This is a genomic window from Oscillibacter sp. 1-3 (assembly GCF_000403435.2).
Lineage (GTDB): Bacteria > Bacillota > Clostridia > Oscillospirales > Oscillospiraceae > Oscillibacter.
The window spans coordinates 496,418-521,146 of record NZ_KE159709.1 but is presented as its reverse complement, the minus strand read 5'-3'; the positions used below and the strand labels follow the sequence as shown (position 1 = coordinate 521,146).

Sequence of the window (24,729 nt, the reverse complement as noted above, 5' to 3'; positions counted from 1 at the left end):
AAAAAACCGGGTGAAATAAGGTTGCCAGCCCCGGCGATTTGCGTTAAAATCAGACGGAACATGAGGAAGAGAAAGGCTGGATAAGACTGATGAAGGCAACCTTGATTTTGGCCAACGGCAGCGTCTTTCGGGGGCAGAGCATTGGCGCCGCGGCGGACCGCGTGTGCGAGATGGTGTTCAACACCTCCATGACGGGCTACCAGGAAATTCTGACCGACCCGTCCTACGCGGGGCAGGGCATCGTAATGAGCTATCCCCTTATCGGCAACTACGGCGTCAACCACGAGGACAGCGAGTCCCAGCGGCCCTGGGCCTCGGCGTTCGTTGTCCGGCATCTGGCCCCCCGGGGCAGCAATTTCCGCTGTGAGGGCGATCTGGACTCCTACTTAAAAGAATACGACATCACCGGGATCGAGGGTGTGGACACCCGTGCGCTGACCCGGATTCTCCGCAGTCAGGGGACCATGAACGGCATGATCACCTGTGCGGAGCATTTTCATATGGAGGACTGTCTGGCCCGCGTCCGGGCCTATCGGGTGGAGGGTACCGTGGAGCGGGTCACACGCTCCGCTCCCCAGGTATATCCGGCCGTGGCGGAGCAACGGCTGCGGGTGGCCCTGCTGGACTACGGCGTCAAGCAGAACATGATCCGCTGCCTCCAGGACCGGGGCTGTCAGGTGACGGTCTACCCCGCCCATACCGCCGCCCGCACCATTCTGGAGGGCGGATTTGACGGGGTGATGCTCTCCAACGGTCCCGGCGACCCGGCGGACAACGATGGGCTTATCCGGGAGGTCCGGGCGCTGTATGACAGTGACCTCCCCCTCTTTGCCGTGTGCCTTGGCCACCAGCTGCTGGCCCTGGCCACCGGCGCCAGCACACGAAAAATGACCTTTGGCCACCGGGGCGGCAACCATCCGGTTCGGGACGTGGCCTCCGGCCGGGCCTTCATCACCAGCCAGAACCACGGCTATGTGGTGACTCGGGACAGCGTGGACCCGGCCGTGGCGGAGATCTCCCACGTGAATGTCAACGAGGGCAGCGTGGAGGGTCTTCGGTACGTGCGGCCGGACTGCTTCACCGTCCAGTTCCACCCGGAGGCCGCCCCCGGCCCCCAGGACACGGAGGATCTGTTCGACCGCTTTGTGGAGATGATGCTCCATCCCACGGCCCGCAGGAAAGGAGGCGCGCGGTAATGCCCAAGAATCCATCCATTCAAAAGGTGCTGGTGCTGGGCTCCGGCCCCATCGTCATCGGTCAGGCCGCGGAGTTTGACTACGCCGGCACCCAGGCCTGCCGCGCCCTGAAGGAAGAGGGCGTAGAGGTGGTGCTGGTGAACTCCAATCCCGCCACCATCATGACCGACAAGGACATTGCCGACCACGTGTACATCGAGCCGCTGAACCTGGCGTCGGTGGAGCAGGTCATCGAGAAAGAGCGGCCGGACTCCATCCTACCCACCCTGGGCGGCCAAACGGGGCTGAACCTGGCCATGAACCTCCACGAGCGGGGCATTTTGAACCGCTACGGCGTGCGCCTGCTGGGCACCTCACCGGAGTCCATCCGCAAGGCGGAGGACCGCCAGGGCTTCAAGGACGCCATGGAGTCCATCGGTCAGCCCTGCGTGGTCAGCGATGTGGTGGAGAGCATCCAGGCGGCGGTCAGCTTCGCCTCCTCCATCGGCTATCCTGTCATCGTCCGCCCGGCCTACACCCTGGGGGGCACCGGCGGCGGCATTGCCTACGACGAGCCCTCCCTGCGGGAGATCGCCGCACGGGGCATTCAGCTGAGCCGGGTGGGACAGGTGCTCATCGAGCGGTGCATCGCCGGCTGGAAGGAGATCGAGTTCGAGGTCATGCGGGACTCCGCCGGCAACGTCATCCAGATCTGCTCCATGGAGAACATCGACCCCGTGGGCGTCCACACCGGCGATTCCATCGTGGTGGCCCCCACCCAGACCCTGGCCAACCGTGAGTATCAGATGCTCCGCACCGCCGCCCTGGACATTATCTCCGCCCTGGAGATCGAGGGCGGATGCAACTGCCAGTTCGCCCTGAATCCCGACAGCTTCGAGTACGCGGTCATCGAGGTCAACCCCCGGGTGAGCCGCTCCTCCGCCCTGGCCTCCAAGGCCACGGGCTACCCCATCGCCAAGGTGGCGGCCAAGATTGCCCTGGGCTACACCCTGGACGAGATCCCCAACGCCGTCACCGGCAAGACCACCGCCTGCTTCGAGCCCACCCTGGACTACTGCGTCTTAAAGCTCCCCCGCCTGCCTTTCGACAAGTTCACCACCGCCAGCCGAACCCTGGGCACCCAGATGAAGGCCACCGGCGAGGTCATGGCCATCGGCAACTCCTTCGAGGGGGCGCTGATGAAGGCCATCCGCTCCCTGGAGCTGCCGGTGAAGTCCCTGCGTCTACCGGGCCTGGAGGATGTGTACACCGAGGACATTGAGGACCGCCTGGTGAACATCGACGACCAGCGGCTCTTCGTAGTGGCGGAGGCCCTGCGCCGGGGCTTCTCCCCGGAGAAGATCAACAATATTACAAAATACGACCTGTGGTTTCTGGACCGCTTTAAGAACATCGTGGATATGGAGAGCCGTCTGAACCACGGGCACCTGGATGAGGACACTCTCCGCGCCGCCAAGGAGATGGGCTTCTCCGACGCCTGGATCGCCGCCCTGGCGGGAAAGGAGCGCGGGGAGATCAAGGCCCTGCGGGAGTCCTTCGGCATCCGGCCCGCCTTCAAGATGGTGGATACCTGCGCCGCAGAATTCGAGGCCCAGACCCCCTACTACTACTCCACCTACGACGGGGAAAACGAGGCGGACCAGCCCCTGTGCCTGCCGGAGGTGGGCCGGGTGGCCCCCGGCATCCCCGCGGCCCCCTGGCTGGCCGCCTCCACCCAGGCGCCCCACCGCACCGGGGAGCCGCTGCAGCGGCGGAAGGTGCTGGTGCTGGGCTCCGGCCCCATCCGCATCGGCCAGGGCATCGAGTTTGACTACTGTTCCGTCCACTCCGTGTGGGCCTTGAAGCGCCTGGGCTGTGAGACCATCATTATCAACAACAATCCTGAGACCGTCTCCACCGACTTCGACGTGGCGGACAAGCTCTACTTCGAACCTCTCACCGCCGAGGACGTAGAGGCCGTGGTGGAGCAGGAGCGGCCCTGGGGCGCGGTGGTGCAGTTCGGCGGACAGACCGCCATCAAGCTCACCCAGGCCCTCACTGATATGGGCGTCCCCATCCTGGGCACCCCCGCCGACGGCGTGGACGCCGCCGAGGACCGGGAGCGGTTCGACGAGATTTTGCAGCAGTGCGGCATCCCCCGGGCACAGGGACGGACGGTTTACACCACAGAAGAAGCCCTGGCAGCCGCCCGCGAGGTGGGCTATCCCGTGCTGGTGCGCCCCTCCTACGTGCTGGGCGGCCAGGGCATGGAGATCGCCTACAACGACCGCAACATCACCGAGTTCATGCGCATCATCAACCAGGTGGAGCAGGAACACCCCATCCTGGTGGATAAGTACCTCTGCGGCCGGGAGGTGGAGGTGGACGGTGTCTTTGACGGCGAGGATCTGCTGATCCCCGGCATCATGGAGCACATCGAGCGGGCCGGCGTCCACTCCGGGGACTCCATCTCCGTCTATCCCCCCATGCATATTGAGGAAAAACACAAGCAGACGATCCTGCGCTACACCCGGGACCTGGCCAAGGCCCTGGGGGTCATTGGCCTGGTAAACATCCAATTCATCATCTATGACGACCAGATCTATGTCATCGAGGTCAACCCCCGCTCTTCCCGTACTATCCCCTACATCTCCAAGGTCACCGGCGTGCCCATCATCGACCTTGCCACCCGGGTGATGCTGGGCGGAAAACTGCGGGATCTGGGCTGCGGCACTGGAATCTACCGGGAGGCAGACTACTATGCTGTAAAAATGCCGGTATTCTCCTTTGAGAAGCTCACCGACGTGGACACCGGCCTGGGCCCGGAGATGAAATCCACCGGCGAATGCTTAGGGTTGGCGGAGTCCTTCCCCCAGGCGCTGCTGAAAGCCTTCAAGGGCGCCGGAATGAAAGTCCCCAAACGGGGCGGGCGGATCATCATCACCGTCCGGGACGAGGACAAGGGCGAAATCGTGGACATCGCCCGGGGCTTTGCAGACATGAATATTGAAATTCTGGCCACCCCCGGAACCTGTGACGCCCTGCGCGCTGCAGGCGTCCCCGCCCGCAAGGTGGCCCGGGTCTCCGAGGCCCACCCCAACATTCTGGACATGATCTCCTCCGGCTCCGTGGATCTGGTCATCGACACCCCCACCCGGGGCCGTCGCCACGATACCGACGGTTTCCGCATCCGCCGCTCGGCGGTGGAGCACTCCGTCCCCTGCGTCACGGCTCTGGATACCGCCCGCGCCACGCTCACCGTTCGCACCCAAGGCCGCAGCGCCGATCTGCGTCCTCTGGACATCACCAGAATCTGACTATAAAAGACAGCCAGTGGATATGTTGTATCCACTGGCTGTTTCAACAAAAGAACGCATCCCCTGTCACACGCTCCAGGAGAGATAAGGAAATCCGGCGCACGCACCACCAAATTTCGCAAGGAAAAGGGTGTGTGCGGGAAAGACCTTTGCGGGTTTTTCCTGCATGATTTCAATCGTCCCGCCCTCAGGCGTCCGCTTTTGCCCTCTGGGCAAAAGCGTGTCACCTCCAATAAAAAAGACACGCCAACAGGCGTGTCTTTTTTATTGGAGGTGACACCCGGATTTGAACCGGGGAATCAGGGTTTTGCAGACCCTTGCCTTACCACTTGGCTATGTCACCGTCTCTGTACTATATTATATGCGGCTTTTCCGGAAAAGTCCACACTTATTTTTTGAAATCGCGATTCCCACACATTTGTGTGGGAATCGCCTATGGAGCGGGCAACGAGGCTCGAACTCGCTACCTCCACCTTGGCAAGGTGGCGCTCTACCAGATGAGCTATGCCCGCAGGAGTGGTGCCCAGAGCCGGAATCGAACCAGCGACACGTGGATTTTCAGTCCACTGCTCTACCAACTGAGCTATCTGGGCAGATCATTCTCCGCACCATGGAGCGCGGACGGGGAATCGCAACCCCGAGGGGGCCCACGGGATCATATCAGATCCCGTGGGAGATGGCGACCCGGAACGGGCTCGAACCGTCGACCTCTAGCGTGACAGGCTAGCGTTCTAACCAACTGAACTACCGGGCCATCGAACCATGGTGGGAACAACTGGACTCGAACCAGTGACCCCCTGCTTGTAAGGCAGGTGCTCTAACCAGCTGAGCTATGCTCCCAGGTCACCGCCTTTCGTCAGACGGCAAAAGTTATTATACGCAAAAAGATCCCATCTGTCAACCCAATTTTACGAAATTTTCAAAATTTTTTCCGCATCCCCGCCAGCAGCGCTTCCAGCTCTTCTTTAGTAAAGTTCTGTACGTTGTCGCAGAATCGGCAGGTCAGCTCGGCGCCGCCCTGCTCGTCAATGATTCCCCTCAGCTCCTCCGGCCCCAGACTAATCAGTGCCCGCTCCATCCGGTCCCGGCTGCAGTCGCAGCGGTACTCGACGGGAGACCGCTCCAAGATCTCCAGCTCGAAATCGGACAGCACCTGCCGCAGCATCTCCTCCGGACCGGCGCTGCCGCTCAGCAGTCCCGTCACGGAACCGGCGGCCATGACGCCGCCCTCCACCTTGGTGATGACATCCTCCCCGGCACCGGGCAGCAGCTGAATGAGGTATCCCCCCGCCGCCAGGACACTCTGATCCCGGTCCACCAGCACCCCCAGGCCGCAGGCCGTGGGAATCTGCTCCGACTCTACAAAATAGGCCGCCAGATCTTCGGCGATCTCGCCCCCCAGCAGGCCCACGCTGCCTACGTAAGGGTCCTTCATATGCAGATCCCGGATGACGGTCAGGGTGCCGTCACAGCCCACCGCGGCGCCCACGTCCAGCTTCCCGTCGGGGCGCAGGGGGATGTCCACCGCCGGATTGTCTACCGTGCCCCGGACGTTTCCCTGATTATCCGAAACCGCCAGAAGGATGCCCAGTGGCCCGCCGCCCTGGATGCGCAGGGTCAGGCTGGCTCCGTCCTCTTTCAGGGCGTTTCCCATCATGGACGCCGCCGCCAGCGTCCGGCCAAGGGCCGCCGTGGCCACCGGCAGAGTCCTGTGAATCTGCCGCGCCCGCTCCGTCAGCTCCCGGGTGGTAACTGCCACGGCCTTCACCATCCCGTCCTTTGTAATTGCCCGTACCAGCTGATCGCCCATGGTAATGATTCTCCTTTACAAATGATCCTGTTCTCTCACGCACCGCACAATCCAGCGGTCCTCGTCCTCCGCCGGAGGCCGTAGGGACAGATCTCCGGTGATGGTGATCTCCCCGAAACCGGCCTCCTTCAGATACTGCCGCAGCTCCTCCGCCTCCCAGGCCCGCTCCCGGTGCTCTTCAAAATTCCGCTCCCAGGCGCTGTCCCCCTGCAGGCGGAACAGGTCCACCTGGTAGGTGCAGACCTTCGTCCTCCCGGAGAAGAACGTACGCCATACGCAAAAGCTCTCCTCCGTCTCGTCCATATACATCTGTCCGTCCATCCGCCGCAGCTTATAGGGGGTGTTGACATCAAAAATAAACTGCCCGCCGGGCCTCAGCCAGCGGCACACCCGCCGGAAGGTCTCCCGGAGATCCCGCGTTCTTGTCAAATAGTTCAGGGAATCCAGTGTGGAGACCGCCGCGTCCACCGGCTGGAGAAGCCGCAGCCGGGGCATAGCCTGATGGAGAAACAGCGGCGGAGACTCCAGTCCCGCGGCCTTCGCCGCCGCCTGGGTCAGCATCTCCTCCGAGCCGTCGGCGGCAATCACCCGGTACCCCCGCTCCGCCAGAAGACAGGCGATGGTTCCGGTGCCGCAGGCCAGATCCAGCACGCTTCGGACTGGAATCCGGCTCTTTCGGAAGAGCCGTTCCAGAAAGTCCGCCCGCCGCCGGTAGGCCCCGTCCGCCATCAGGGCGTCGTAGCTGGAGGCCAGGGCATCATAACCGCTCATCTCCTCTTCATCCGGGCAAACACCTTGGCATAGCCCCCCGCGCCGTAGCTCAAAGAGCGGTTTACCCGGCTGATGGTTGCGCTGGAGGCGCCGGTGCGCTCCAGAATATCGTTGTAGATCATGCCGTCGTCCAGCAGGGACGCCACCTCGAACCGCTGCTCCATGGACCGGAGCTCTGAGACGGTACACAGGTCCTGAAAAAAGTCGTAGCACTCCTGCTCGTCCTTCAGCTGTAAAATGGCCTTATACAGCAGCTCGCTCTTTTCCTTCTTGCCGATCTTGACCATAGTATGGTATCCTCCACGCCCTTGTTGTACTGGGCGGAAGATCCGCCGGCGGCGGTCTTCCGCTGTTTTTGTATTTTAACACTTCATAGCGTGAAAGTAAAGAGGCCCGGAGCAAAATTTTCCCCCTCCCCCCGCACCACCTCCTGTCCCGCTCCATAGACTGGGATAAACAATCAGAAAAATGGAGAGGAGCTGCGGAAATGGCGCGAGACAGTCTGGCGGAGCTGCACACGGAGCCCTTTACGGCGGAACGGGAGTGGACGGTGGAGGACATCCCCGTGCTGACGGCCTCGGTGGCTGTCCCACGGCCGGTGCCGGCGGCGGACCGGGTATCCCGGCGCATCTACCGGTACTATCAGCTCCAGTGCCGCTCCTATCTCCGCTACTGCGAGCGCTGGCTTCTGCCCCAGGCGGAGGCGGCCTACCGGGAGGCTCTGGCCTCCAGCGCCCCCCTGCCCTGCCTCCGGGCGGAGCTCCGCTATCAGGTGACCTACAGCCAGGGCGGGCTGTGGAGCCTGTACACCCAGTCCCGGGAGACTGCGGTATCCGGCCCCGCCCTGCTCACCCGCCGGGGGGACACCTGGGACTTAAACGGCGGCTACCCAGTGGAGCTCTCTGCGTTTTTCCAGCCCCGCAGCGGCTGGAAAAAGACACTCTTGTCCCTGGCGGCGGATGAGATCCAGCGCCAGGAGCGGGCGGGAGTCTCCCGTTACCACGAAGGCTGGCGGCGGGCGCTGCGCCGGCGGTTCAACGCCCAGAACTACTACCTGACGGCAGAGGGACTGGTCTTTTTCTTCCCCATGTACGCCATCGCCCCCGCCGCGGAGGGTATCCCAATTTTTACCCTCCCCTATGGAACAAAGTCCCTCCGTCTGCCGGAGGAACAGGAAAAAGAGACCGAGGCGGTCTGAACGCCGCAGAAGGGCCGGGAGCAGCGCTCCCGGCCCTTGGCTTCATAATCTCACTTTGTCCCGAAAATCCGGTCGCCGGCATCCCCCAGGCCCGGCACGATATAGCCCTTGTCATTGAGCTTCTCGTCCACCGCGCCGCAGTAGATGTCCACATCCGGATGGCTCCTCTGAATGCGCTGAATACCTTCCGGAGCGGCCAATAGAACCATCAGCTTGATATTGGTGCAGCCGTACTCCTTCATAAATCCGATGGCGGCCTCGGCGCTGCCGCCGGTGGCCAGCATGGGGTCCACGATCAGAATATCCCGCTCCGCCACGTCCTTGGGCATCTTGCAGAAGTACTTCACCGGCTCCAGGGTCTCCTCGTCCCGGTACAGGCCGATGTGCCCCACCCGGGCGCCGGGAACCATCCGCAGCACGCCGTCCACCAGGCCCAGTCCCGCCCGCAGGATGGGCACCACGGCGAACTTCTTGCCCTTGAGTGTGGGTGCGGTGGTTTTGCAGATGGGCGTCTCCACCTCCCGCTCCGTCAGGGGCAGGTCCCGAGTGGCCTCGTAGGTGATGAGCATCCCGATTTCGCTGACCAGCTCCCGGAAGTCCTTGACGCTGGTGTTTTTGTCCCGCAGGATGGTCAATTTGTGAGCAACCAACGGGTGGTCCATGACGTGTACTTTGCCGTTCATACAATTCTCTCCTCCTATTTAAGTTATATTCCCAGAATCTGCTGTTTCAATGTGTCCGCGAGAACGACGGCGTCCTGTCTAAGCAGCGTTCCGACACAGATAAAACGCCGGCCCTCCTCAAGCGCCGCGCCGATGCTTCCAGCCTCTGCCCTATACTCGTCCCACAAAAGCACCACAGCGCCCTGGCCGTCAGGGCTCTGTAAAACCCCGCAGACCGGCGCGGTGAACGGCTGTCCGCCGGCGTCATAGAACTGATCCCCTGCGGGCTCCGATGCCAGGCGGACCCGTGTGCCTGGGTCCATGTCCAGACCACCGATCCAAAAGTCCCCCACAAAGACCCGCTTTCCCGCCCGGTTATAGGTATATGTCCCCCGAATGACAGCCTCGTGGCCCGCCGCGTAATCCGCGTCGTCCGCGCGGTACTCCACTGCCGTACCCGACCAGGAGACCTCCTCCGAGTGAGGCATATACCGGATCACCAGATAGGCCGCCAGACACAGGACAGCCAGCCCGGCCAGCCAGCCCCAGCGCCGCCAGGACACAGGGGCTTTGCTTTTTTCATGGGGCACTCTTTCCACCACTCTCTCTTTCTCTTCTCAGCCGCTCCGCCTGGGGCGGACGCAGGTAGACAGGCAGCAGCTCCTGAGCGGAGACCAGGCCGCCGTGCCCGGCCGCCTCCTCCGCCTCCAGGGCCACGGTAACGGCGCTCTGCATCACCAGATGGGGCGGAGCCAGACGGCAGGCAATCCCCGCCGCCGCCAGCGCGTCCGCGCACAGCTTTCCGCCGTCGCCCACGATGATCTTGGGTCGGGAGTCCTGCCGCAGCTCCTCCGCCAAATCCTCCAGGCCAATGGCCCGGTCCGGCGTCAGACGGGTCAGCCGCCCGTCCCTTGCCGCAAACAGGGCGTTGTAGATCTGATTCCGCCGGGCGTCCATGGCGCAGACCACCAGTCCGTCCACAAAAGCCGCATTCCGGGCCATGGCCGCCAGGGTGGACACGCCAACGGCGGGCTTGTCCGCCGCGAAAGCCAGCCCCTTGGCGGCGGAGACGCCGATACGGATGCCCGTGAAGGACCCAGGCCCCACGGCCACCGCCACGGCGTCCATGTCCGCCATGGTGAGGTCCGCGTTTTTCAGGATGTGCTCTACAATGGGCATCAGGGTGCGGCTGTGGGTGAGGCCGGTATCCTGGAAGCCTGCGGCCAGCACCCGTCCCTCCTCCGTCACAGCGGCGGAGACGGCCTTTGCGGAGGTCTCAAGGGCCAGTATCTTCATGTGATCTCCACTCCTTCCACGGTGACGGTGCGCCAGCTCTCATGTTCGGGGCAGCGGCGCAGGGTGACACGGACGGTCTCCGGCGGCAGCGCCTCCTCCGCCCGCTCGCTCCACTCCACGGCGCAGACGCCGCCGCGGTCCAGGTAGTCGTCCCAGCCGATGTCAAACAGGTCCTCCGCGCCCTCCAGGCGGTACAGATCAAAGTGGAACAGGGGCAGCCGCCCGCCCTCGTACTCGTTGACAATGGTGAAGGTGGGGCTGGTAACCCGCTCCCGGCATCCCAGGCCCCGAGTCAGACCCCGGGTGAAGGCGGTCTTGCCCATACCCAGATCTCCCCGGTAGGCCACCACCGCTCCGGGGGCGAGATGCTCCGCCAGACGGCGGCCCAGTTCCTCCGTCTCCGCCTCGCTGCGGGTGAGAAATTCCACGGTCTGCCCCTCCTTATTTTGGTATCGATTTAGGCCCTGTTTGAAAAATGGCGGAATGCCCAACGGCGAGAGATATTTTCGCCAATCAAGGCAAATTTTTGCAGGCGGGCTGACGCCCGGTAAGAACATTTAACGCAGAGTGGCGGATAAAGATCCACCGTTTGGGCGTTTTGACTTTTTTCAAACAACCCTTAGTATACCACATTTTGAACAGAGTGTAAAAAGAAATTTCCAGCGTTTACAGCATTTTTTATTTGTGGTATACTGCTTTTGTCAAAATTTGCTTTCAGGAACGGAGAATCCCCATGGCAAACCGGTTAAAAAGTATTCTGGCAGACTTCTTCCAGCAGGCCGATCTAATGCTGCTGGGGCTTTGCTGCGTCTCCACGCTGTATGGCATGGTGCTGATTTTCAGTGCCACCCGCTCTATGGGAACGGACAGTGTCATCCGTTATGTGGGCGTTCAGGGGGCGGCCATGGCCATCGGCGTCTGCGCCTATATCTTCATGTCTATGCTGGACCTGGAAAACGTGATGAAGCGCTGGAAATGGCTGGTGGCATTCAACATCGTATTCATCGGACTGCTGAAATCTCCTTTGGGCAGAGGGCACGAAACCGGCAACGTGGCCTGGCTGAAATTCCCGGGCATCCCCTTCCAAATCGGCCCGGCGGAGGTGGCGAAGATTACCTTTACCCTTCTGCTGGCCAAGCAGCTGGAGTGGCTGCGGGAGGAGAAGCGGGACCTGAAATCCTTCCGCTCCGCCCTTCTGGTGGCGGGCCACACCCTGCTCTTGATGGGCTGGTATGTCGCCATCTCCGGGGACATGGGCAACGCCCTCACATTCTTTTTTATCTTCCTGTGCATGGCCTTCGCGGCGGGCTTCGCCCTGCGGTGGTTCGTGCTGCTGTTTGCCGGCATCGGCGGAACTGTGGCGGCGGTGCTGACCCTGGATCTGGTGCCATCCTCCATGGAGTACATGGTCAACCGCTTCCGAATCCTCTTCGACCACAGCCTGGACCCCCTGGGCGTCGGCTGGCAGCAAACCCGGAGTCTGCTGGCAATCGGTTCCGGCGGCGTATTCGGCCAGGGATACATGAACGGCACCCAGTCCCAGAGCAGCGAGGCCACCTCCCTGCCCAGACGGTGGACGGACTTCATTTTCTCCGTCTGCGGTGAGGAGTTGGGGCTGATCGGGTGTCTTCTCATCATCCTGCTGCTGACGGCGGTGATCTTTCGTGTACTGCTGGTTGCAAAACGGACCCAAAACCACTTCCACAGCTATGTCTGCGTGGGTATCGCCGCCATGCTGATCTACCAAACCATCATCAACATCGGCATGTGCCTCTTCGTCATGCCCACCATCGGCGTCACCCTCCCCTTTTTCAGCTACGGCGGCTCCTCCATTGTCACACTGTACACCGCCATGGGCGTTGTCTCCAACATTAAAAAGAGGACCCTCTCTATGGAACGGCGAGTACGGTCTCTTCTGTGACAGCTCCAAAATGCCTCTGAAAATTCTCCGGCGGCAGCCCTGCCGCCGGAGAATAATTTCTGGAAAGAAGCGGACACTACCACTACATTCCATGAAAACAGGAGGAAAGCCATTTGAAAAGCAGTTTCACAAGACGGACCGCCATTCTGGCTCTGGCGGCGGCCCTGGTACTGAGCGGCAGCGCCTCGGCGCTGTTTGGCAGCAAGACGGAACAGCCTGAGGCGGAGGGGGGCGCCCCCCAGGCCCGGAACCTGGAGGTCAAGACCTACCGGGGCATCTCCTGCCAGGGCCAGTTCCTGACCGCCGGCGGGGAGGACGGGGAGATAACCTTCTCCCTGGTGGACCAGCCCAGAAAGGGCGTGGTGGTCATTGAGGGAAACACCTTCACCTACGCCCCTGACGACGGCATTACCGGCAGCGACAGCTTCACCTACACCGCCACCGACAGCGCGGGCCGCACGTCCCTGCCAGCCGAGGTAAAGGTCTCCATCCAGAAGGCCCGCTCCGGCGTCAACTATGCCGACACCGCTGACAGCCCCGCAGCGGCCGCCGCCCAGGAGCTGGCGGAGGCGGGCATCTTCACCGGCTGTAAAATTGGGAACCAGTACTTTTTTGAGCCGGACCGCCCCGTCTCCCGGGGTGAGTTTCTGGCGCTGGTGATGGAGGCCTCCGGCCGGGAGGTCACTTCCGTCACCATGACCGGCTTTTGTGACGACGAGGCCATTCCCACCTGGGCCAAGGCCTACGCCGCCGCCGGTGTAACGGACGGCGTGATGCAGGGCACCGCCACGGCGGAGGGCCTGGCCTTCCGGAGCGGCGACGCCATTACCTTTAATGAGGCTGCCACCGTGCTGGACCGTGTGCTGGACCTGGGCAATGTGGAGCTGGACGTCTGGTACGCGGACCGGGAGGAGGTCCCCTCCTGGGCGGCCCAGGCCGTTGGGAACATGGAAGCTGTCAGCGTACTGGCGGCAGGCAGCTTTGGCAGCCTGACCATGGAGGAGCCGGTGACCCGAGGCGACGCAGCTCAAATGCTTTCCGCCGCCAGGACCCTGCTGGAAGGCCAGGAGGAAAAATCAGGCCTCTTCGGCTGGCTGAAATAAACGGCGCGCCCTTCGGAGGAACCCAATCCTCCGGAGGGCATTTTTTCTGCCGGGCAGAAAATCTTTGGAAAAGAGTTGTATCTCCGCCTCGCCATTGATATAATTTTTCTATCACTACTTTCCACAGCCAGTTAAAGGAGGACTTATGCAGACCTTGGAATTTGCCGTTTTGGACTGGATTCAGGCCAACCTGCGCTGCGGCTTTCTGGATGCCGCGATGCCCGCAGTCAGCGGGCTTTGCGACCACGGAGAGATCTGGGTTCTGCTGGCGCTGATTCTTTTGGCCGCTCACCAGACCCGCCGCCAGGGCGCCGCTGTCGCCTGCGGCCTTGCACTGGACCTGATCGCATGCAACCTGCTGCTAAAGCCACTGTTTGACCGCCTCCGGCCCTTTGCCCTCAATCCGGCCGTCACCCTGCTGGTCAGACCGCCTCTGGACGCCTCCTTCCCTTCAGGCCATACCGCCGCGTCTTTTGCAGCCGTTTTCGCGCTGAAATTCGCCGGAAGCCCGCTGTGGAAACCGGCTCTGGCATTGGCCGCGGCGATCGCCTTCTCCCGGCTGTACTTATATGTCCACTGGCCCAGCGACGTGCTGGGGGGTGTCCTGTTGGGCGGCGTTGTCGGCTGGATAGGGGCAAAGCTGGCGAAGGCCATTGGACGGCAGCGGCGGCCGCTGTAACGGGCAGAAAAATAATTGGGAAAAATGCAAAAAAACTCTTGCATTTTGGAAATGTCTGTGGTAATATAAATAAGCTGTCCGGGAGGACAGGATGTGCGCCCTTAGCTCAGCTGGATAGAGCGTCTGGCTACGGACCAGAAGGCCGGGGGTTCGAATCCCTCAGGGCGTACCAAAACCACGGAAATTCGTTGAATTTCCGTGGTTTTTCTTTTGATCTCTGTACTTTTTCGGGTGGTTGGATTTTGCGGTGGACAGTTGACCCAAGCCGTGACCCATACGGGAACTTGGAGCGGTTAGGGCTGGAGAGTGTCGGAGAGAAAATTCCCTACCGTGTTTGCCGCCTGCTTCTGCATAGAGGTGGTTACATGGGCGTAGGTGTCCAACGTAAACCCGGCGGAGTAGTGGCCCAGCATGGCGGAGAGGGTTTTGACATCTACTCCGTTTTGCAGGGCCAGCACCGAAAATGTGTGTCTGAGGTCATGGAAGCGTATCCGCTCCAGTCCCGCCCGTTTCAGAACCCTCTGGAGCATATGGAGGACACTGTCCGGCGACATTGGGCCGCCGTATGGCGAGGGGAATACGTACTCATCCCTCTGTTCCATGCCTTTGAGGACTTTGATGGCGTCCGCTCCTATCGCGATGCTGCGGTAGGAGTTTTTCGTTTTCAAGGGTGCTTCCACCACCTCACCGTTCTGACGGAGAATTTGTCGTCGGACGTAGATGATGCCCTTATCCAAATCAATATCGCTCCATTTCAGCCCCAGCAGTTCTCCCCGCCGGAGACCCGTGGCGAGGTCAACGTAGTATAGCTCGAACACACCGCTGCGCCGGGCCTCCTCGAAGAAGGTGCCAAGACTTTCCGGCGGCAGGATTTTCATTTCCTTTCGTTCCAGCTTCGGCAGGACACAGCCTTTCGTAGGGTTGCTGGAAATCAACCGTTGTTCCACTGCACAGTTCAGGGCAGTGGAAATCATCTGGTTGATATTGCGAACCGTCTTGACGCTGAGGCCCTTGGGTTTACTTCTGGATTCTGTACACTCTACCCTGCCGCTTTCCAGCAGATGCTTGTACAGCCTCTGGAGATCCATTGACGTCAGCTTTTCCAGAGAGATGTCCCCGAGGGTGGGTTTGATGTGGTTGTCGATGAAGCCCTGGTAGGTCTTGTAGGACGAGGGGCGAACTTGCAGCTTGGCATAGTTCTCCATCCAGGTATCCAGCCACTGGCCTACAGTGTAGCGCTCTGTCCGCAGGGACTGGACGCCGCTCTTCTCAATTGCCGACTTGAGTTTTGCCTTGACTTCCGCCTGGGTCTTTCCCAAGACATTTTTGTAGATCGTCCTTCCGGTCACCGGATCACGGCCCGCAGTGTAGCGTCCCTCCCAGCGGCCATCCTTTCGCTTGCGGATACTTCCTTCTCCATTAGCCCTCCGCTTTGCCATTGCATATCGCCTCCTATTCAGCGACACACATTACCAGTAACCTCGGTGAATAGCCAGGGATTCATCGGAGAGTTATCAGAAAGTTCATAGTCTGCGGTAGAAAAAGGCAGAGAGAAAAAAGACCTATTCTTTGATTAGGCGGCGCAATTTTTGCGCTGTATGAACTCTCGAAAACTGGTTCTGGTTGGGTAGAGTGACCGCGCCTCTTTCTCCTTGTAGACAGTGGCGCAATCCATGGATGAATCTCCCAGACTTTCCACCCTTGCCGACAACCACCCACAAAGCCCCAACACAGCGGTTTGTCTACTGGAGAGGAGTACCATGGGCGATCCTCTGCGAAACCGCACACAGCGGCTTACACGCTGAAATACGGAGGACACAGGCACTGTTGGTGGGCTTTCTTTTTCTCTGTGCTATTTTGATACCTCTGCTCTCCCTGTTGACAGAAAAACCGGGAATTTCTCTGCCATGCCACAGTTGACACAGCTACATTCGTTGCCGCTGTAGACATTGAGGATAACAAGACGTCAAACTGAGAATCGTTTCCCATATTTGACGTCACATGACCAATTGCACAAAAGCTTTGAAAGAATGACGGTATTCCGTCAAAAGCCCTCGTTTTCCGTTTCCTCGGCCCGCACTGCGGGACGGTGTAATCCGGCGTGGCGGCGCAAGACGCCACGCTTTTATCCTGCTAACAAATCGGAGGGTGGGTTCAACCTCGGTTTCGGCAGATTTACCCTTCTCCCACTATGAGAAAGATTCCGCCGATCCTGCTGATCCCCAAAACAACCGCCCGCTCTTTGTATACACTGGTGCAATCCATCAACTGCTCAGCAACTCTTTTGCAGTTCGTCAGCATCGCCGTACAAAGCCCCAACGCGGCGTCCCACTCCTGAACGGCCCCTTTTGTACTCCTTCCCCAAAAAGCCGCACACAGTGGCTCTCAAGCCTGAACACGAGATGATCTGTCGTATCGCTGTTCTTTCCACTTTCTATATTCTGCTTTCCGCTCCCCTTTCGGAACAGGGGTAGCCGGGGCTTTGCCCCGGCAAATGCAGTCGGCGATAAACCTGCCGCGATGCTCACTCCACCCACGGGTGGGTAAAAACTCTTTTCAGTCATTGACGCGCCCCAACTCGCGCCATGGCCTGCTGTGCTTTCCTCCTTGCCCGAACCAGTGCCATGCGCACGTTGTCCGGCGGCATTTGCAGATCCTCCGCAATCTCTCTGCCGCTCTTATTCAAGATATACCTGGCGACGAGAAGATACCGCGTTTTTTCATCCAAAGTCCTCCAGGCCCTTGATAAGCCGGACAGATCCTCACGGTAAAGGATCTCCTCCTCCGGCATAGGCGCGGGATCGGCAAGCTGTTCCTGCTCCTCCCACACTCTGGCCGCCGGGTGCTTGTCCCGGAGGAAATTCTGCGTCGTGTTCTTCGCAGAGGAGATGACGTAGTTCACAAGCCGGCGCCGCTCCAGATCCCGCAGCAGGTCCACCTTGTGGATCAGCTTCTCGACAACCGTCTGCATCAGGTCCTCCGCCTCGTCCTCGTTCTGAACGAGCTTCCGCACTTCGGAATAGATCAGGCGGTGGTACTGGAGATACAGCCGTTCCATAAACTCCCGGTCATTTTCGTCCTCAATCGCCGTAATCATCAGCGGAAGCATGGAACCATCACCCGCCCTCACAAAACAATTGAGGCAATTATACTATATCCACGCAAATTTTTTCAAGAGCCGGATGATATACATATAAAATAACATTTTGGGGTCATATCCTTACTTTCTGTGTTCAAAATATATGATTTGTTCGAAATCCCGCGTCTCTCACACAGACTGCCCGCAAAAAATCCTGGTTGCAATCCGGCCCTTTGGGTGTCTCTTATTATATAGGCACAAGAAAAGGAGGGATCATGATGATTGTTTTCACTGTGCCGGAAGACAACAAAGCGGGCCTGGCCTTCATGACAGATCTGTACCGCAGGTATTCCCGACTGATGTATACGACGGCCCGGCGCTGTGTTTCCAGCGGTCAGGACTGCGAGGACATCGTGCAGGACGCCGTGGAAAGCCTCTGCAAAAAACTTCACACGCTGATGGACTTGCCAGCCCCTGCCCTGCCGGTGTATATTGTTCATACCGTCAAAAATCAGGCGAAAAATTTTATCCGGCACCAGGCAGTGATCCAGAAACACATCGTGGAGTGGAATGGCGGCTGTCTGGACAGCCGTGAGGCGCCGCTTCCGCCTCTGGAGACGCTGGTGGAGCTGCGGGAAGACGCCGCCCGCCTGTACGCCGTGTGGCCCCGTCTGCCGGAGCAGGACCAGGAGCTCCTCTACCGGAAGTATGTTCTAGGCCAGAGCAATGAGGAGCTGGCGGAGATTTTTCAATGCCGGAAAGACAACATCCGTGTGCGGCTGACACGGGCGAAGAGAAAGGCAATATTGCTGATGGAGGGAGATGATAATCATGAAAAAACACGAACACTTGCTTGAGGAATACGAGGACGCCTATTTTGCCCTGCTCATGGAAGAGGTTGCGAAAAAGGAGGGGGAGCGGCTGGAGGCTCTCAATGAAACTCTGCAAAGTGATCCGGACGCCGCGGTGCCGGAATCGCTGGATAAGCGGTGCATGGAGACCATCCGCCGCCACTTCGCCCACCAGCAGCGCCGCTCTGCTCTGCGGAAGACCGGGAAGGTTCTGCGGCTGGTGGCGGTTATCATGGCTGTCACCGTGCTCCTGTTTACCACCGCTTTTGCCGTTTCTGAGGAGTTTCGTGTGGCGACGCTGAACCTGATGCTCACAATTACGGAGGAGTATACACAATTCAGCATCAACGCGTCTGAAGGAACCGGCGGAATAAAAAAATCCGCCAGCAATACGGATGAAAAAAGTGAATATTTTCAAAATGCGGAGATTGGATGGATTCCGGAGGGATTTGTGTGCAGCGAAAACATTTATAATACATACGTCAGATTTGAAAACGACCTGGGAGAGTTCTTTTATGTTGCCATCCAGTCTGGAGAAGGAGGAGTCTTAAGAGTCGACACTGAGAATCCAGACAGCATTGAAAATATATCTATCAACGGCAATGAGGGACTATGTATCGTTAAAAACGGCGAAATTGGAGTGATTACCGCCGATTTGGAAAACTGCCTGTATATCGAAGTTGGCGCCTCTCTTGCGCTAACGGTTGATACAGCGAAAAAAATTTCGGAAAATATTTTAATTTTGTAGGTTGCATTTTCAGAATTCTGTGTCTCCTTATATAGGGAGCAATCCCAATATTACGTATAGGAGAGCAGACAGATGAAAAAGTACACATTCAAACTGGTAATTTCCACATTGGTTTTGGTATCTTCCCTGCTGTCAGGACCAAGCACGGCGTTTGCGGCAGACATAGACAGCGGTATCGTTGGGCTGGTTGAGCCACGATATGCGACTCTGCGGTCATTTCTTGCTACCTTATCAATTTCTGAAGGACAGGCATCTTGTTCGGTAACGGCCCTCACATATAATTCTTATACGACAGAGGTTGCTATGGAGCTGCAAGATGAAAATAGTGGCTGGCAAACCATAAAGAGCTGGACAAGCAGCGGAGGAACGTCGGTATCCAGCAGCAAAAAGTATTATGTGTCCCGGAACAACACATACAGAGTTGTTGGAACCGTAAGTATATACGATAACAGTGGAAATCTGGTAGAAACCGCAAAAGCATATTCTAATGAGATTAGTTATTAAATCATATTTGGCAAGGCCCGGAGCAAAAGCTCCGGGCCTTGCCTTTTTATGTTGCACTTTCCAATCTCAGGTGTCTTTAAGTAATAGAGGGCAGCAATGGAGGCAAATCGTAGAAATAAGATTTCTTCGAAAAAAGCAAAATTCCTATGTTGCACTTTGGGTGCTTGGTTGTCTTTATATAACAGAGGGCAGTCAAGGCCCCGGACTACAAAAGAGAAAGAGGTGAGTCCCATGCAGAAGTGAACAGGCGCTCCGCCGCCGGACGGCGGGTGCGTCGTGAAGGGAAAATTCAGTACCAAAAACCCGCGATTTATGAAAGGAGTTTACACCATGAAGAAGATGAAGAAACTGACCGCCCTGCTGCTGACGCTGGTCATGAGCCTGGCCCTGGCCGTCCCCTGCTTTGCCGCCGAGCCCGAGGAGAACCCCAGGGAGAATGCCATCTGCCTGAAGGAAGGTGACTCGGTCACCATTAACGGCATTACCGCCACGCTGAAGAAGGTGGATGAGGCAGAGAATCTCGATGCCGTAAGAGCCAACAGGCACTATCTCGCCCGGAACATTCGCTGGCGCCAGGCAAACCCTTACGAAAGAGACTACATCTGCTATAAATCCTATGGCGACACGCTGGTGATCGACCTCGCAAACGATGGGGACGCCGTGGAAATGTATCTCTGGCTTTTCCGGCACGACGATTTGCTGGACGATCTGATGTATTACTTTGATGCAGATCGCCAGAGCAATTACCGCCTTGAGCTGACAAATTATTTCAGCTCTCTGGGGACCGTGACTGTCGAATGGAGCGTCATGCAGCTGGATGACTATCCGATGGATTTTCTTTTCAATGCTTACCAGGAGTAACCATGGGATTGGTCATATAAGGACTAATGTATGAAGAAAAACAGACCAATTACCCCGTTTCTGGGCGGTGCTGTAACCGCCTTGCTGGCAGTCAGCTGCCTGACCACGGCTCTGGCGGCCAGCGGCAAGGTGAGCTATAACTTTGCCAATGTGGCCCTGGACGGAGAAACCAAGATCACCGCTGGAGCCGATATCACCGCCGCCAACGGGCAGAAAGTCCCCGGCACCATCCTCTTTACCGACGCCGCGGGCGGCAAGACCAACTACCTGCCCATCCGGGCTGTCAGTGAGCTGCTGGGAGTGGAGATTGGCTACGACTCCGCCACTAAGACCATCCTTTTGGGCGGCCAGCCGAAGCAGGAGGCGCCAGAGGAGGAGCCGGAACAGGAGCCCTATGAACCGGGGAGCGAGGCCATGGCCGTCTCCGGCCGCCAGTGGCTGCGGGAACTGAAAGACGGCGGTATCTACTACTACTGGCCCAAGACCGGCGAGGTGTCCCAGTACACCGATCTCCCCGCATTCCAGCCCACCTGGCTTCCCGAGGGCTTTGCGCTGAGCGGCGTCGGGGTCAGTCCCATCGGTATACCCAATTCCACCGTTGGCTGGAACTACGAGAAGGACGGAAAGTATCTGGTGTCCTTCACCTGCTACCGCCCCACAGAAAAGCCCTGTGGCTCAGGCCACGGTGTGGAAGTGGACACCGCCGCGCTGCTGCGGGCAGCCACCGTCCAGGGACGCTCCGCAGATTTCTACCAGATCCATAATGTGGCAAATCTGGTCTGGGAGGACAGCGCGGGGAATCTCTTCTGGCTTGAAAGCAATCTGGATCAGGCCACTCTGGAGAAGATCGCCAACAGCGTCAAAGAGGTCAAGGAAGAGGCGCTTCCCGTATATCAAATGGAATGGATGCCGGATGGCTTTAGAAAGTCCGCTTCTACGGTGACGCCCCAGATGGTGACCGAGTCATGGTCCCGGGAAACCCAGACCGAGGGCCAGCCCCGCAACAGGACCCATTTCAGGTGGTATTACTCCAGAGGCTCCCAGGCTGCCCCCGCGGGAACGCCGGAGATGATAACAATAAAGGGTATTCAGGCCCAATACTGGAGGGCTGTCCCCAATGCGGAACCCTCAACGGCCTCCGTTGACGGAAAGGTGATCTCTATCTCCACAACAGAGGCCCAGATGAACACCCTCCTCTGGACAGACCCGCAGACCGGCATCACCTTCCGCCTCCTGGCCCCGTTGGATAAGGACGTAATGATCCGCATGGCGGAGAACATTTTACCAAAATAGCCTCAACAGATTTTTGAAAGTGGAGCGCAGATATAGTCTGCCCTCCACTTTCTTTATCTTGATCTTGAGTACTCTTTTCAAAAATTCCGACCTATAACTTGACTCAAGGCAGGTTAGGTCTGAGGAGTACTGGAGAAGAAATTCCCCACCACACCGCCACTCAATCCAGTGTAGGAGTTTGTCCTTTGGAATCACGATCTGGATTCCAACTTTCAACACCAGGAACCCTCACTGCGTGCCAGCTCATACGCTCCCGCCCGGCTGACGCCCAGCACCGCCGCCACGTCTGAGACCGTCAGCAACATCGGCAGTTCGTCATAGCTTTTGTAGACCTGCTTTTCCATCCCTGTACTTCTTTCACTGCTCGGTGCCCTTTTAATACATACATTCCCCGGTTCCCTATGCCCCCACTCACTCCGGTCCAGCAGATAATACCTGTTCAGGCATGGCGATGGACTCCGCTCTTGAGCCTCCTTGCTTTGCCTTTGATATCTATGAACCCCCGTTCCCGCAGTTCATGGAGACTCTCTTCACGCTGGAACGGGAACAACCACACAGCGTTGCCATGGTCTGTATATTCACAGTACAGGTGTCCTGGCTACCACAGCAGAATTCCAAGTAACTGTAAACCCGTGAATTGAATTGACGTCAGATCGTAGCGAAATAGAACTGCGTTCATTTGAAGCGGTTGATCACGCAGAACCGTCCCAATCTCCCCTGACGTATTTCGTCTACTTCCGTCTTTATTCACCAAATCGTGTAATCGGATTTTGTCGAAACTCATCTGAACGGACCATTTGCGCCATATGGGGCTATATGGCACAAAAAACTAGACACATTCGACAATTTGTGCTATCATTAACGTGTTTTAGGATATAGGAAGTTTATATTGGGATTGAAAACAACTCTATACATGACGGGGGGATATAAATGGACTTTTTGCAGGTAAAATTTGCTGTTAAACTTTTGGAAAAATTTGCGGAACCCCTCATAAAGAAAATCTCGGAAATATCTTTGGTGGAGTGGGAAAAGTTTAAGGTGGATTTTGATTTGGCATTTTCTACATATACAGAAAATGCCTACCAGAAATACAGCAAAATTAAAACTATTCTCTACCGTACAGAGCCAAAATATATTTATGATTTTTTCCAGATCCCAGCTTTGAAAAAAAGCAATGCTTCTCCATTTTTAGCAAATACAATTGAAAATGTGACAGGACTGTCACATTTCCTGCTGTTGTCCGGTAGCGGAGGAATCGGCAAATCTACCTTGATGAAGCATTTCTATTTAAGCGCGCTCAAATCTCAAAAGTATATCCCGATTTTTTTTGAATTGCGAGAAATCAACGATGTCAGCGGCGATTATCATCTGGAGGACCTGCTCTATAAAAAACTTTCTGCACTGGGCAGTACAATGAAACCGTCGTGCTTAGAGTATGCTTTCCAGTCTGGATGTTTTTTGTTTTTGCTGGATGGTTATGACGAAATACATACGGATAAGCAAGGACAGTTTGTTAAGCGTCTAGAAGCATTTTGTGATAAATTCTCGGAAAACTACTACATTTTATCTTCTAGACCATGTAGCGAATTTGTAGAATTCCAACGGTTTTTGGTACTCTCTACCTTGCCACTCTCCAAGGAACAGGCAGTATCGTTGATTCAGAAGATTGACTTTGACTTGGAGATTAAAAACCGCTTTCTTACAGCACTTCAGAACGGACAATATCAAAAATATAGATCATTTGCGTCCAATCCATTGTTGTTGAATATCATGTTACTGACATTTGACAACTATGCAGAGATTCCCGAAAAACTGCATCTCTTTTATTCCAATGCTTTTGAGACCCTTTATTCAAAACACGATGCCACAAAGGCCGGTTATCGAAGAGAGATGCAGAGCAGAATTTCATACGACGATTTCAGAAAGGTATTTTCATATTTTTGCTTTCTCTCCTATTGCCGGGGAAAATATGAATTCTCACATGATGAACTAGTGGATATTCTGCGGAGTGCCAGAGAACTCACTTATGTGGGCTTTGATACGGACAAGTATATTTACGACTTGGAAAGTTCTGTGTGTATGATTTACCGGGATGGCCTGTATTATCAATTTGCACATCGTTCTTTCCAGGAATATTTCTCCGCTGTTTTTCTCAAGGAGCTACCGGATGAAAAGATGAAACAGTTGTCCAAGGAGGTTGTCCATAAGGACATTTCACGGGCTATAAACGACTCTGTATTTGGGATGCTTTATGATATGACGCCTCAGCGATTTGAAAATAATATTTTGCTGCCACTGATTGAGGAGATAGAAAAAAGTGTTGATAATGAACTGTATGACCACTATCTTAGAAAAATTGTTTCCTCTATCGGCTTTTCATTTTTTAGCGCCAAAGAAACGCTAGAGCTGGGAGTGGTAACCGTAAGGGATAGCTTGGAGAGCTTTCTGTTTCATTTTTCTTTTTATTATCGGGATAGGTCAGATATAGCAGAACAGCGGAAGGCTCAGATAGAACAACAGCTGATGGAATATCTGCAAGATAGTGATACAACTGAATTGAGAGACGCTGACATCAAGGAGATTTTGTCCAGTCCCCAGCTATATCAGCTTGTGAAAGATTCGTGGATCGGAGAGAGATTAAAGACTCTATGTTCGCTAAGAAAGGATATTTTACAGCGGCAGGAGAGTACCGATGAATATCTGACACGTCTGATGCGAAAATAAACTGATAGAGGCACTTAGCGCACCTTTGGGAGAGAATTTTCCTAATCAGTAATTTTAGGGCATTTACATTTGATATTATCATGGTTGTAGTCATGCCCTATATTGAGCTTTAAGTTTTCTAATGGCTTGACCCATAACTTGACCCAGAACCGAAAATTTCCCTGCGGAATCCGTGGAATGGACAGCACGAAAAGCCGTTAACATTTTAAGCAAACAGCATCAAATGGAACAAAAAGATCTTGTTAGGAGACCTTAGACAAGCTACGGACCAGAAGGCCGGGGGTTCGAATCCCTCAGGGCGTACCAGAAAAAGAGGTCAAAAAAGATTTTTGGTGAAAAAACTGAGAGATTTCAAGACCTCAGAGGCCCTTGGATAGTGAAAATCCAAGGGCCTCAAAATTTAGATTTTTCCCCACCTCCTATTCACTCAGGCAGGACTTAAACCTGCGGCAAAACAGTTTCAAATAGGGCGCTACGATTTTGAGCGCCTGTATTGAGCGTTGATCCGTCAGTTCTAAAGGAATTGACAGACCGGCGCTTTTTGTTTTTCCAGGAAAACACAATACTCCCAGCGCCTGTTTTCAAAACAGGCAAAATCAAAAAGGGCCCCAGACTTTTGATATGCTCCCCATAGAGTAGACAAAGCGAGAAAAACTTGCAGACTACTCGAAGGGGAGCATCATTATGTCAGCAATCAGTGCGGAAACAAAGATCGATGCAGTGAAGCAGTGCTATGC

At 56.8% G+C, this 24,729-nt stretch carries 23 protein-coding genes and 6 tRNA genes; 14 read left to right on the top strand and 15 right to left on the bottom strand.

Translation table 11 applies throughout. The features are described 5' to 3' along the window. Nucleotides 1-89 precede the first annotated feature (89 nt). On the top strand, nt 90-1,196 hold the full coding sequence (locus C816_RS15115) for a carbamoyl phosphate synthase small subunit (protein WP_016323264.1): 1,107 nt from the start codon (nt 90-92) through the stop codon (nt 1,194-1,196). Then, entirely contained in the window at nt 1,196-4,492 is a 3,297-nt protein-coding gene (gene carB, locus C816_RS15110) for a carbamoyl-phosphate synthase large subunit (protein ID WP_016323263.1), read from the top strand. The genes C816_RS15115 and carB overlap by 1 nt, the downstream gene beginning before the upstream one ends. A gap of 268 nt (nt 4,493-4,760) precedes the next feature. Here the strand turns inward: carB and C816_RS15105 are convergent. The 8 genes from C816_RS15105 to C816_RS15070 form a co-directional block, all read right to left on the bottom strand. Continuing rightward, a tRNA-Cys gene (locus C816_RS15105) sits at nt 4,761-4,835 on the bottom strand. 93 nt (nt 4,836-4,928) lie between these two features. Continuing rightward, nucleotides 4,929-5,004, bottom strand: a tRNA-Gly gene (locus tag C816_RS15100). A gap of 5 nt (nt 5,005-5,009) precedes the next feature. Then, nucleotides 5,010-5,085 (bottom strand) — tRNA-Phe (locus C816_RS15095). Nucleotides 5,086-5,169: 84 nt separating this feature from the next. After that, a tRNA-Asp gene (locus tag C816_RS15090) sits at nt 5,170-5,246 on the bottom strand. A gap of 9 nt (nt 5,247-5,255) precedes the next feature. Continuing rightward, a tRNA-Val gene (locus C816_RS15085) sits at nt 5,256-5,332 on the bottom strand. 79 nt (nt 5,333-5,411) lie between these two features. Then, complete coding sequence (gene hslO, locus C816_RS15080) at nt 5,412-6,302, bottom strand: Hsp33 family molecular chaperone HslO (RefSeq protein ID WP_016323262.1); 891 nt, start codon at nt 6,300-6,302, stop codon at nt 5,412-5,414. Nucleotides 6,303-6,317: 15 nt separating this feature from the next. Next, entirely contained in the window at nt 6,318-7,073 is a 756-nt protein-coding gene (locus C816_RS15075; protein WP_016323261.1) for a class I SAM-dependent DNA methyltransferase, read from the bottom strand. Next, nucleotides 7,070-7,360, bottom strand: coding sequence for a YerC/YecD family TrpR-related protein (locus tag C816_RS15070; RefSeq protein WP_016323260.1), 291 nt, complete (start codon nt 7,358-7,360; stop codon nt 7,070-7,072). The genes C816_RS15075 and C816_RS15070 overlap by 4 nt, the downstream gene beginning before the upstream one ends. 200 nt (nt 7,361-7,560) lie before the next feature. Between C816_RS15070 and C816_RS15065 the strand changes: the two genes are divergently transcribed. Further along, complete coding sequence (locus C816_RS15065) at nt 7,561-8,271, top strand: RsiV family protein (protein ID WP_016323259.1); 711 nt, start codon at nt 7,561-7,563, stop codon at nt 8,269-8,271. Between the two features lie 50 nt (nt 8,272-8,321). Here the strand turns inward: C816_RS15065 and upp are convergent, their stop codons facing one another. From upp to tsaE, 4 genes are read right to left on the bottom strand one after another with little or no spacing between them, the layout of a single operon-like run. After that, nucleotides 8,322-8,954, bottom strand: a complete 633-nt coding sequence (upp, locus tag C816_RS15060; RefSeq protein WP_016323258.1) for a uracil phosphoribosyltransferase — start codon at nt 8,952-8,954, stop codon at nt 8,322-8,324. A 23-nt stretch (nt 8,955-8,977) separates the two neighbouring features. Next, complete coding sequence (locus C816_RS15055) at nt 8,978-9,535, bottom strand: hypothetical protein (RefSeq protein ID WP_016323257.1); 558 nt, start codon at nt 9,533-9,535, stop codon at nt 8,978-8,980. Then, nucleotides 9,513-10,229: a tRNA (adenosine(37)-N6)-threonylcarbamoyltransferase complex dimerization subunit type 1 TsaB gene (tsaB, locus tag C816_RS15050; protein WP_016323256.1), complete on the bottom strand. Its 717-nt coding sequence runs from the start codon at nt 10,227-10,229 to the stop codon at nt 9,513-9,515. Before tsaB ends, C816_RS15055 begins: the two co-directional genes overlap by 23 nt. Then, nucleotides 10,226-10,657 carry a tRNA (adenosine(37)-N6)-threonylcarbamoyltransferase complex ATPase subunit type 1 TsaE gene (tsaE, locus tag C816_RS15045; protein WP_016323255.1) on the bottom strand — a complete coding sequence of 144 codons (432 nt, stop codon included), beginning with the start codon at nt 10,655-10,657 and terminating at the stop codon, nt 10,226-10,228. Before tsaE ends, tsaB begins: the two co-directional genes overlap by 4 nt. Before the next feature lie 305 nt (nt 10,658-10,962). Here tsaE and C816_RS15040 point away from each other — a divergent pair, with 305 nt between their 5' ends. The 4 genes from C816_RS15040 to C816_RS15025 all read left to right on the top strand — a co-directional run bounded on the left by C816_RS15040 (nt 10,963) and on the right by C816_RS15025 (nt 14,104). After that, nucleotides 10,963-12,150: an FtsW/RodA/SpoVE family cell cycle protein gene (locus C816_RS15040; protein ID WP_016323254.1), complete on the top strand. Its 1,188-nt coding sequence runs from the start codon at nt 10,963-10,965 to the stop codon at nt 12,148-12,150. Nucleotides 12,151-12,263: 113 nt separating this feature from the next. After that, entirely contained in the window at nt 12,264-13,253 is a 990-nt protein-coding gene (locus C816_RS15035; RefSeq protein WP_016323253.1) for an Ig-like domain-containing protein, read from the top strand. Between the two features lie 145 nt (nt 13,254-13,398). Further along, the gene (locus C816_RS15030) at nt 13,399-13,932 is read left to right on the top strand and encodes a phosphatase PAP2 family protein (RefSeq protein ID WP_016323252.1); all 534 of its coding nucleotides are present in this window, start codon (nt 13,399-13,401) and stop codon (nt 13,930-13,932) included. Between the two features lie 95 nt (nt 13,933-14,027). After that, nucleotides 14,028-14,104, top strand: a tRNA-Arg gene (locus C816_RS15025). 121 nt (nt 14,105-14,225) lie between these two features. On the opposite strand, the gene C816_RS15020 is transcribed toward C816_RS15025, so the two are convergent. After that, entirely contained in the window at nt 14,226-15,371 is a 1,146-nt protein-coding gene (locus tag C816_RS15020) for a tyrosine-type recombinase/integrase (RefSeq protein WP_016323251.1), read from the bottom strand. Between the two features lie 752 nt (nt 15,372-16,123). Here C816_RS15020 and C816_RS24575 point away from each other — a divergent pair. Beyond that, nucleotides 16,124-16,270 carry a hypothetical protein gene (locus C816_RS24575; protein ID WP_207636938.1) on the top strand — a complete coding sequence of 49 codons (147 nt, stop codon included), beginning with the start codon at nt 16,124-16,126 and terminating at the stop codon, nt 16,268-16,270. Nucleotides 16,271-16,492: 222 nt separating this feature from the next. Here C816_RS24575 and C816_RS15015 read toward each other — a convergent pair whose 3' ends face one another. Further along, the gene (locus tag C816_RS15015; protein ID WP_207636937.1) at nt 16,493-17,029 is read right to left on the bottom strand and encodes an RNA polymerase sigma factor; all 537 of its coding nucleotides are present in this window, start codon (nt 17,027-17,029) and stop codon (nt 16,493-16,495) included. 257 nt (nt 17,030-17,286) lie between these two features. Between C816_RS15015 and C816_RS15010 the strand changes: the two genes are divergently transcribed. The 5 genes from C816_RS15010 (at nt 17,287) to C816_RS14995 (ending at nt 21,268) form a co-directional block, all read left to right on the top strand. Next, nucleotides 17,287-17,868 carry an RNA polymerase sigma factor gene (locus C816_RS15010; protein ID WP_081646375.1) on the top strand — a complete coding sequence of 194 codons (582 nt, stop codon included), beginning with the start codon at nt 17,287-17,289 and terminating at the stop codon, nt 17,866-17,868. 136 nt (nt 17,869-18,004) lie between these two features. Next, entirely contained in the window at nt 18,005-18,610 is a 606-nt protein-coding gene (locus C816_RS15005) for a DUF4367 domain-containing protein (protein ID WP_207636936.1), read from the top strand. A gap of 72 nt (nt 18,611-18,682) precedes the next feature. After that, a complete protein-coding gene (locus tag C816_RS23825) occupies nt 18,683-19,114 on the top strand; it encodes a hypothetical protein (protein WP_155979031.1) in 432 nt (143 codons plus the stop codon). Between the two features lie 330 nt (nt 19,115-19,444). Then, nucleotides 19,445-19,975 (top strand): hypothetical protein, encoded by a 531-nt coding sequence (locus C816_RS15000; RefSeq protein ID WP_016323246.1) that lies wholly within the window; start codon nt 19,445-19,447, stop codon nt 19,973-19,975. A 30-nt stretch (nt 19,976-20,005) separates the two neighbouring features. Beyond that, nucleotides 20,006-21,268, top strand: a complete 1,263-nt coding sequence (locus C816_RS14995; protein WP_016323245.1) for a DUF4367 domain-containing protein — start codon at nt 20,006-20,008, stop codon at nt 21,266-21,268. A gap of 212 nt (nt 21,269-21,480) precedes the next feature. On the opposite strand, the gene C816_RS25030 is transcribed toward C816_RS14995, so the two are convergent. Further along, nucleotides 21,481-21,612 carry a helix-turn-helix domain-containing protein gene (locus tag C816_RS25030; RefSeq protein WP_242832211.1) on the bottom strand — a complete coding sequence of 44 codons (132 nt, stop codon included), beginning with the start codon at nt 21,610-21,612 and terminating at the stop codon, nt 21,481-21,483. A 586-nt stretch (nt 21,613-22,198) separates the two neighbouring features. Here C816_RS25030 and C816_RS14985 point away from each other — a divergent pair. Next, complete coding sequence (locus C816_RS14985) at nt 22,199-23,992, top strand: NACHT domain-containing protein (protein WP_016323244.1); 1,794 nt, start codon at nt 22,199-22,201, stop codon at nt 23,990-23,992. Nucleotides 23,993-24,729: the final 737 nt, after the last annotated feature.

Excerpts from the sequence above, each read along its gene's own strand:
- C816_RS15115 (WP_016323264.1), top strand. The coding sequence starts at position 90 with ATGAAGGCAACCTTGATTTTGGCCAACGGCAGCGTCTTTCGGGGGCAG.
- carB (WP_016323263.1), top strand. The coding sequence starts at position 1,196 with ATGCCCAAGAATCCATCCATTCAAAAGGTGCTGGTGCTGGGCTCCGGC.
- hslO (WP_016323262.1), bottom strand. The coding sequence starts at position 6,302 with ATGGGCGATCAGCTGGTACGGGCAATTACAAAGGACGGGATGGTGAAG.
- C816_RS15075 (WP_016323261.1), bottom strand. The coding sequence starts at position 7,073 with ATGAGCGGTTATGATGCCCTGGCCTCCAGCTACGACGCCCTGATGGCG.
- C816_RS15070 (WP_016323260.1), bottom strand. The coding sequence starts at position 7,360 with ATGGTCAAGATCGGCAAGAAGGAAAAGAGCGAGCTGCTGTATAAGGCC.
- C816_RS15065 (WP_016323259.1), top strand. The coding sequence starts at position 7,561 with ATGGCGCGAGACAGTCTGGCGGAGCTGCACACGGAGCCCTTTACGGCG.
- upp (WP_016323258.1), bottom strand. The coding sequence starts at position 8,954 with ATGAACGGCAAAGTACACGTCATGGACCACCCGTTGGTTGCTCACAAA.
- tsaB (WP_016323256.1), bottom strand. The coding sequence starts at position 10,229 with ATGAAGATACTGGCCCTTGAGACCTCCGCAAAGGCCGTCTCCGCCGCT.
- C816_RS15040 (WP_016323254.1), top strand. The coding sequence starts at position 10,963 with ATGGCAAACCGGTTAAAAAGTATTCTGGCAGACTTCTTCCAGCAGGCC.
- C816_RS15030 (WP_016323252.1), top strand. The coding sequence starts at position 13,399 with ATGCAGACCTTGGAATTTGCCGTTTTGGACTGGATTCAGGCCAACCTG.
- C816_RS15020 (WP_016323251.1), bottom strand. The coding sequence starts at position 15,371 with ATGGCAAAGCGGAGGGCTAATGGAGAAGGAAGTATCCGCAAGCGAAAG.
- C816_RS24575 (WP_207636938.1), top strand. The coding sequence starts at position 16,124 with ATGAGAAAGATTCCGCCGATCCTGCTGATCCCCAAAACAACCGCCCGC.
- C816_RS15015 (WP_207636937.1), bottom strand. The coding sequence starts at position 17,029 with ATGATTACGGCGATTGAGGACGAAAATGACCGGGAGTTTATGGAACGG.
- C816_RS15010 (WP_081646375.1), top strand. The coding sequence starts at position 17,287 with ATGATGATTGTTTTCACTGTGCCGGAAGACAACAAAGCGGGCCTGGCC.
- C816_RS15005 (WP_207636936.1), top strand. The coding sequence starts at position 18,005 with ATGGAGACCATCCGCCGCCACTTCGCCCACCAGCAGCGCCGCTCTGCT.
- C816_RS23825 (WP_155979031.1), top strand. The coding sequence starts at position 18,683 with ATGAAAAAGTACACATTCAAACTGGTAATTTCCACATTGGTTTTGGTA.
- C816_RS15000 (WP_016323246.1), top strand. The coding sequence starts at position 19,445 with ATGAAGAAGATGAAGAAACTGACCGCCCTGCTGCTGACGCTGGTCATG.
- C816_RS14995 (WP_016323245.1), top strand. The coding sequence starts at position 20,006 with ATGAAGAAAAACAGACCAATTACCCCGTTTCTGGGCGGTGCTGTAACC.
- C816_RS25030 (WP_242832211.1), bottom strand. The coding sequence starts at position 21,612 with ATGGAAAAGCAGGTCTACAAAAGCTATGACGAACTGCCGATGTTGCTG.
- C816_RS14985 (WP_016323244.1), top strand. The coding sequence starts at position 22,199 with ATGGACTTTTTGCAGGTAAAATTTGCTGTTAAACTTTTGGAAAAATTT.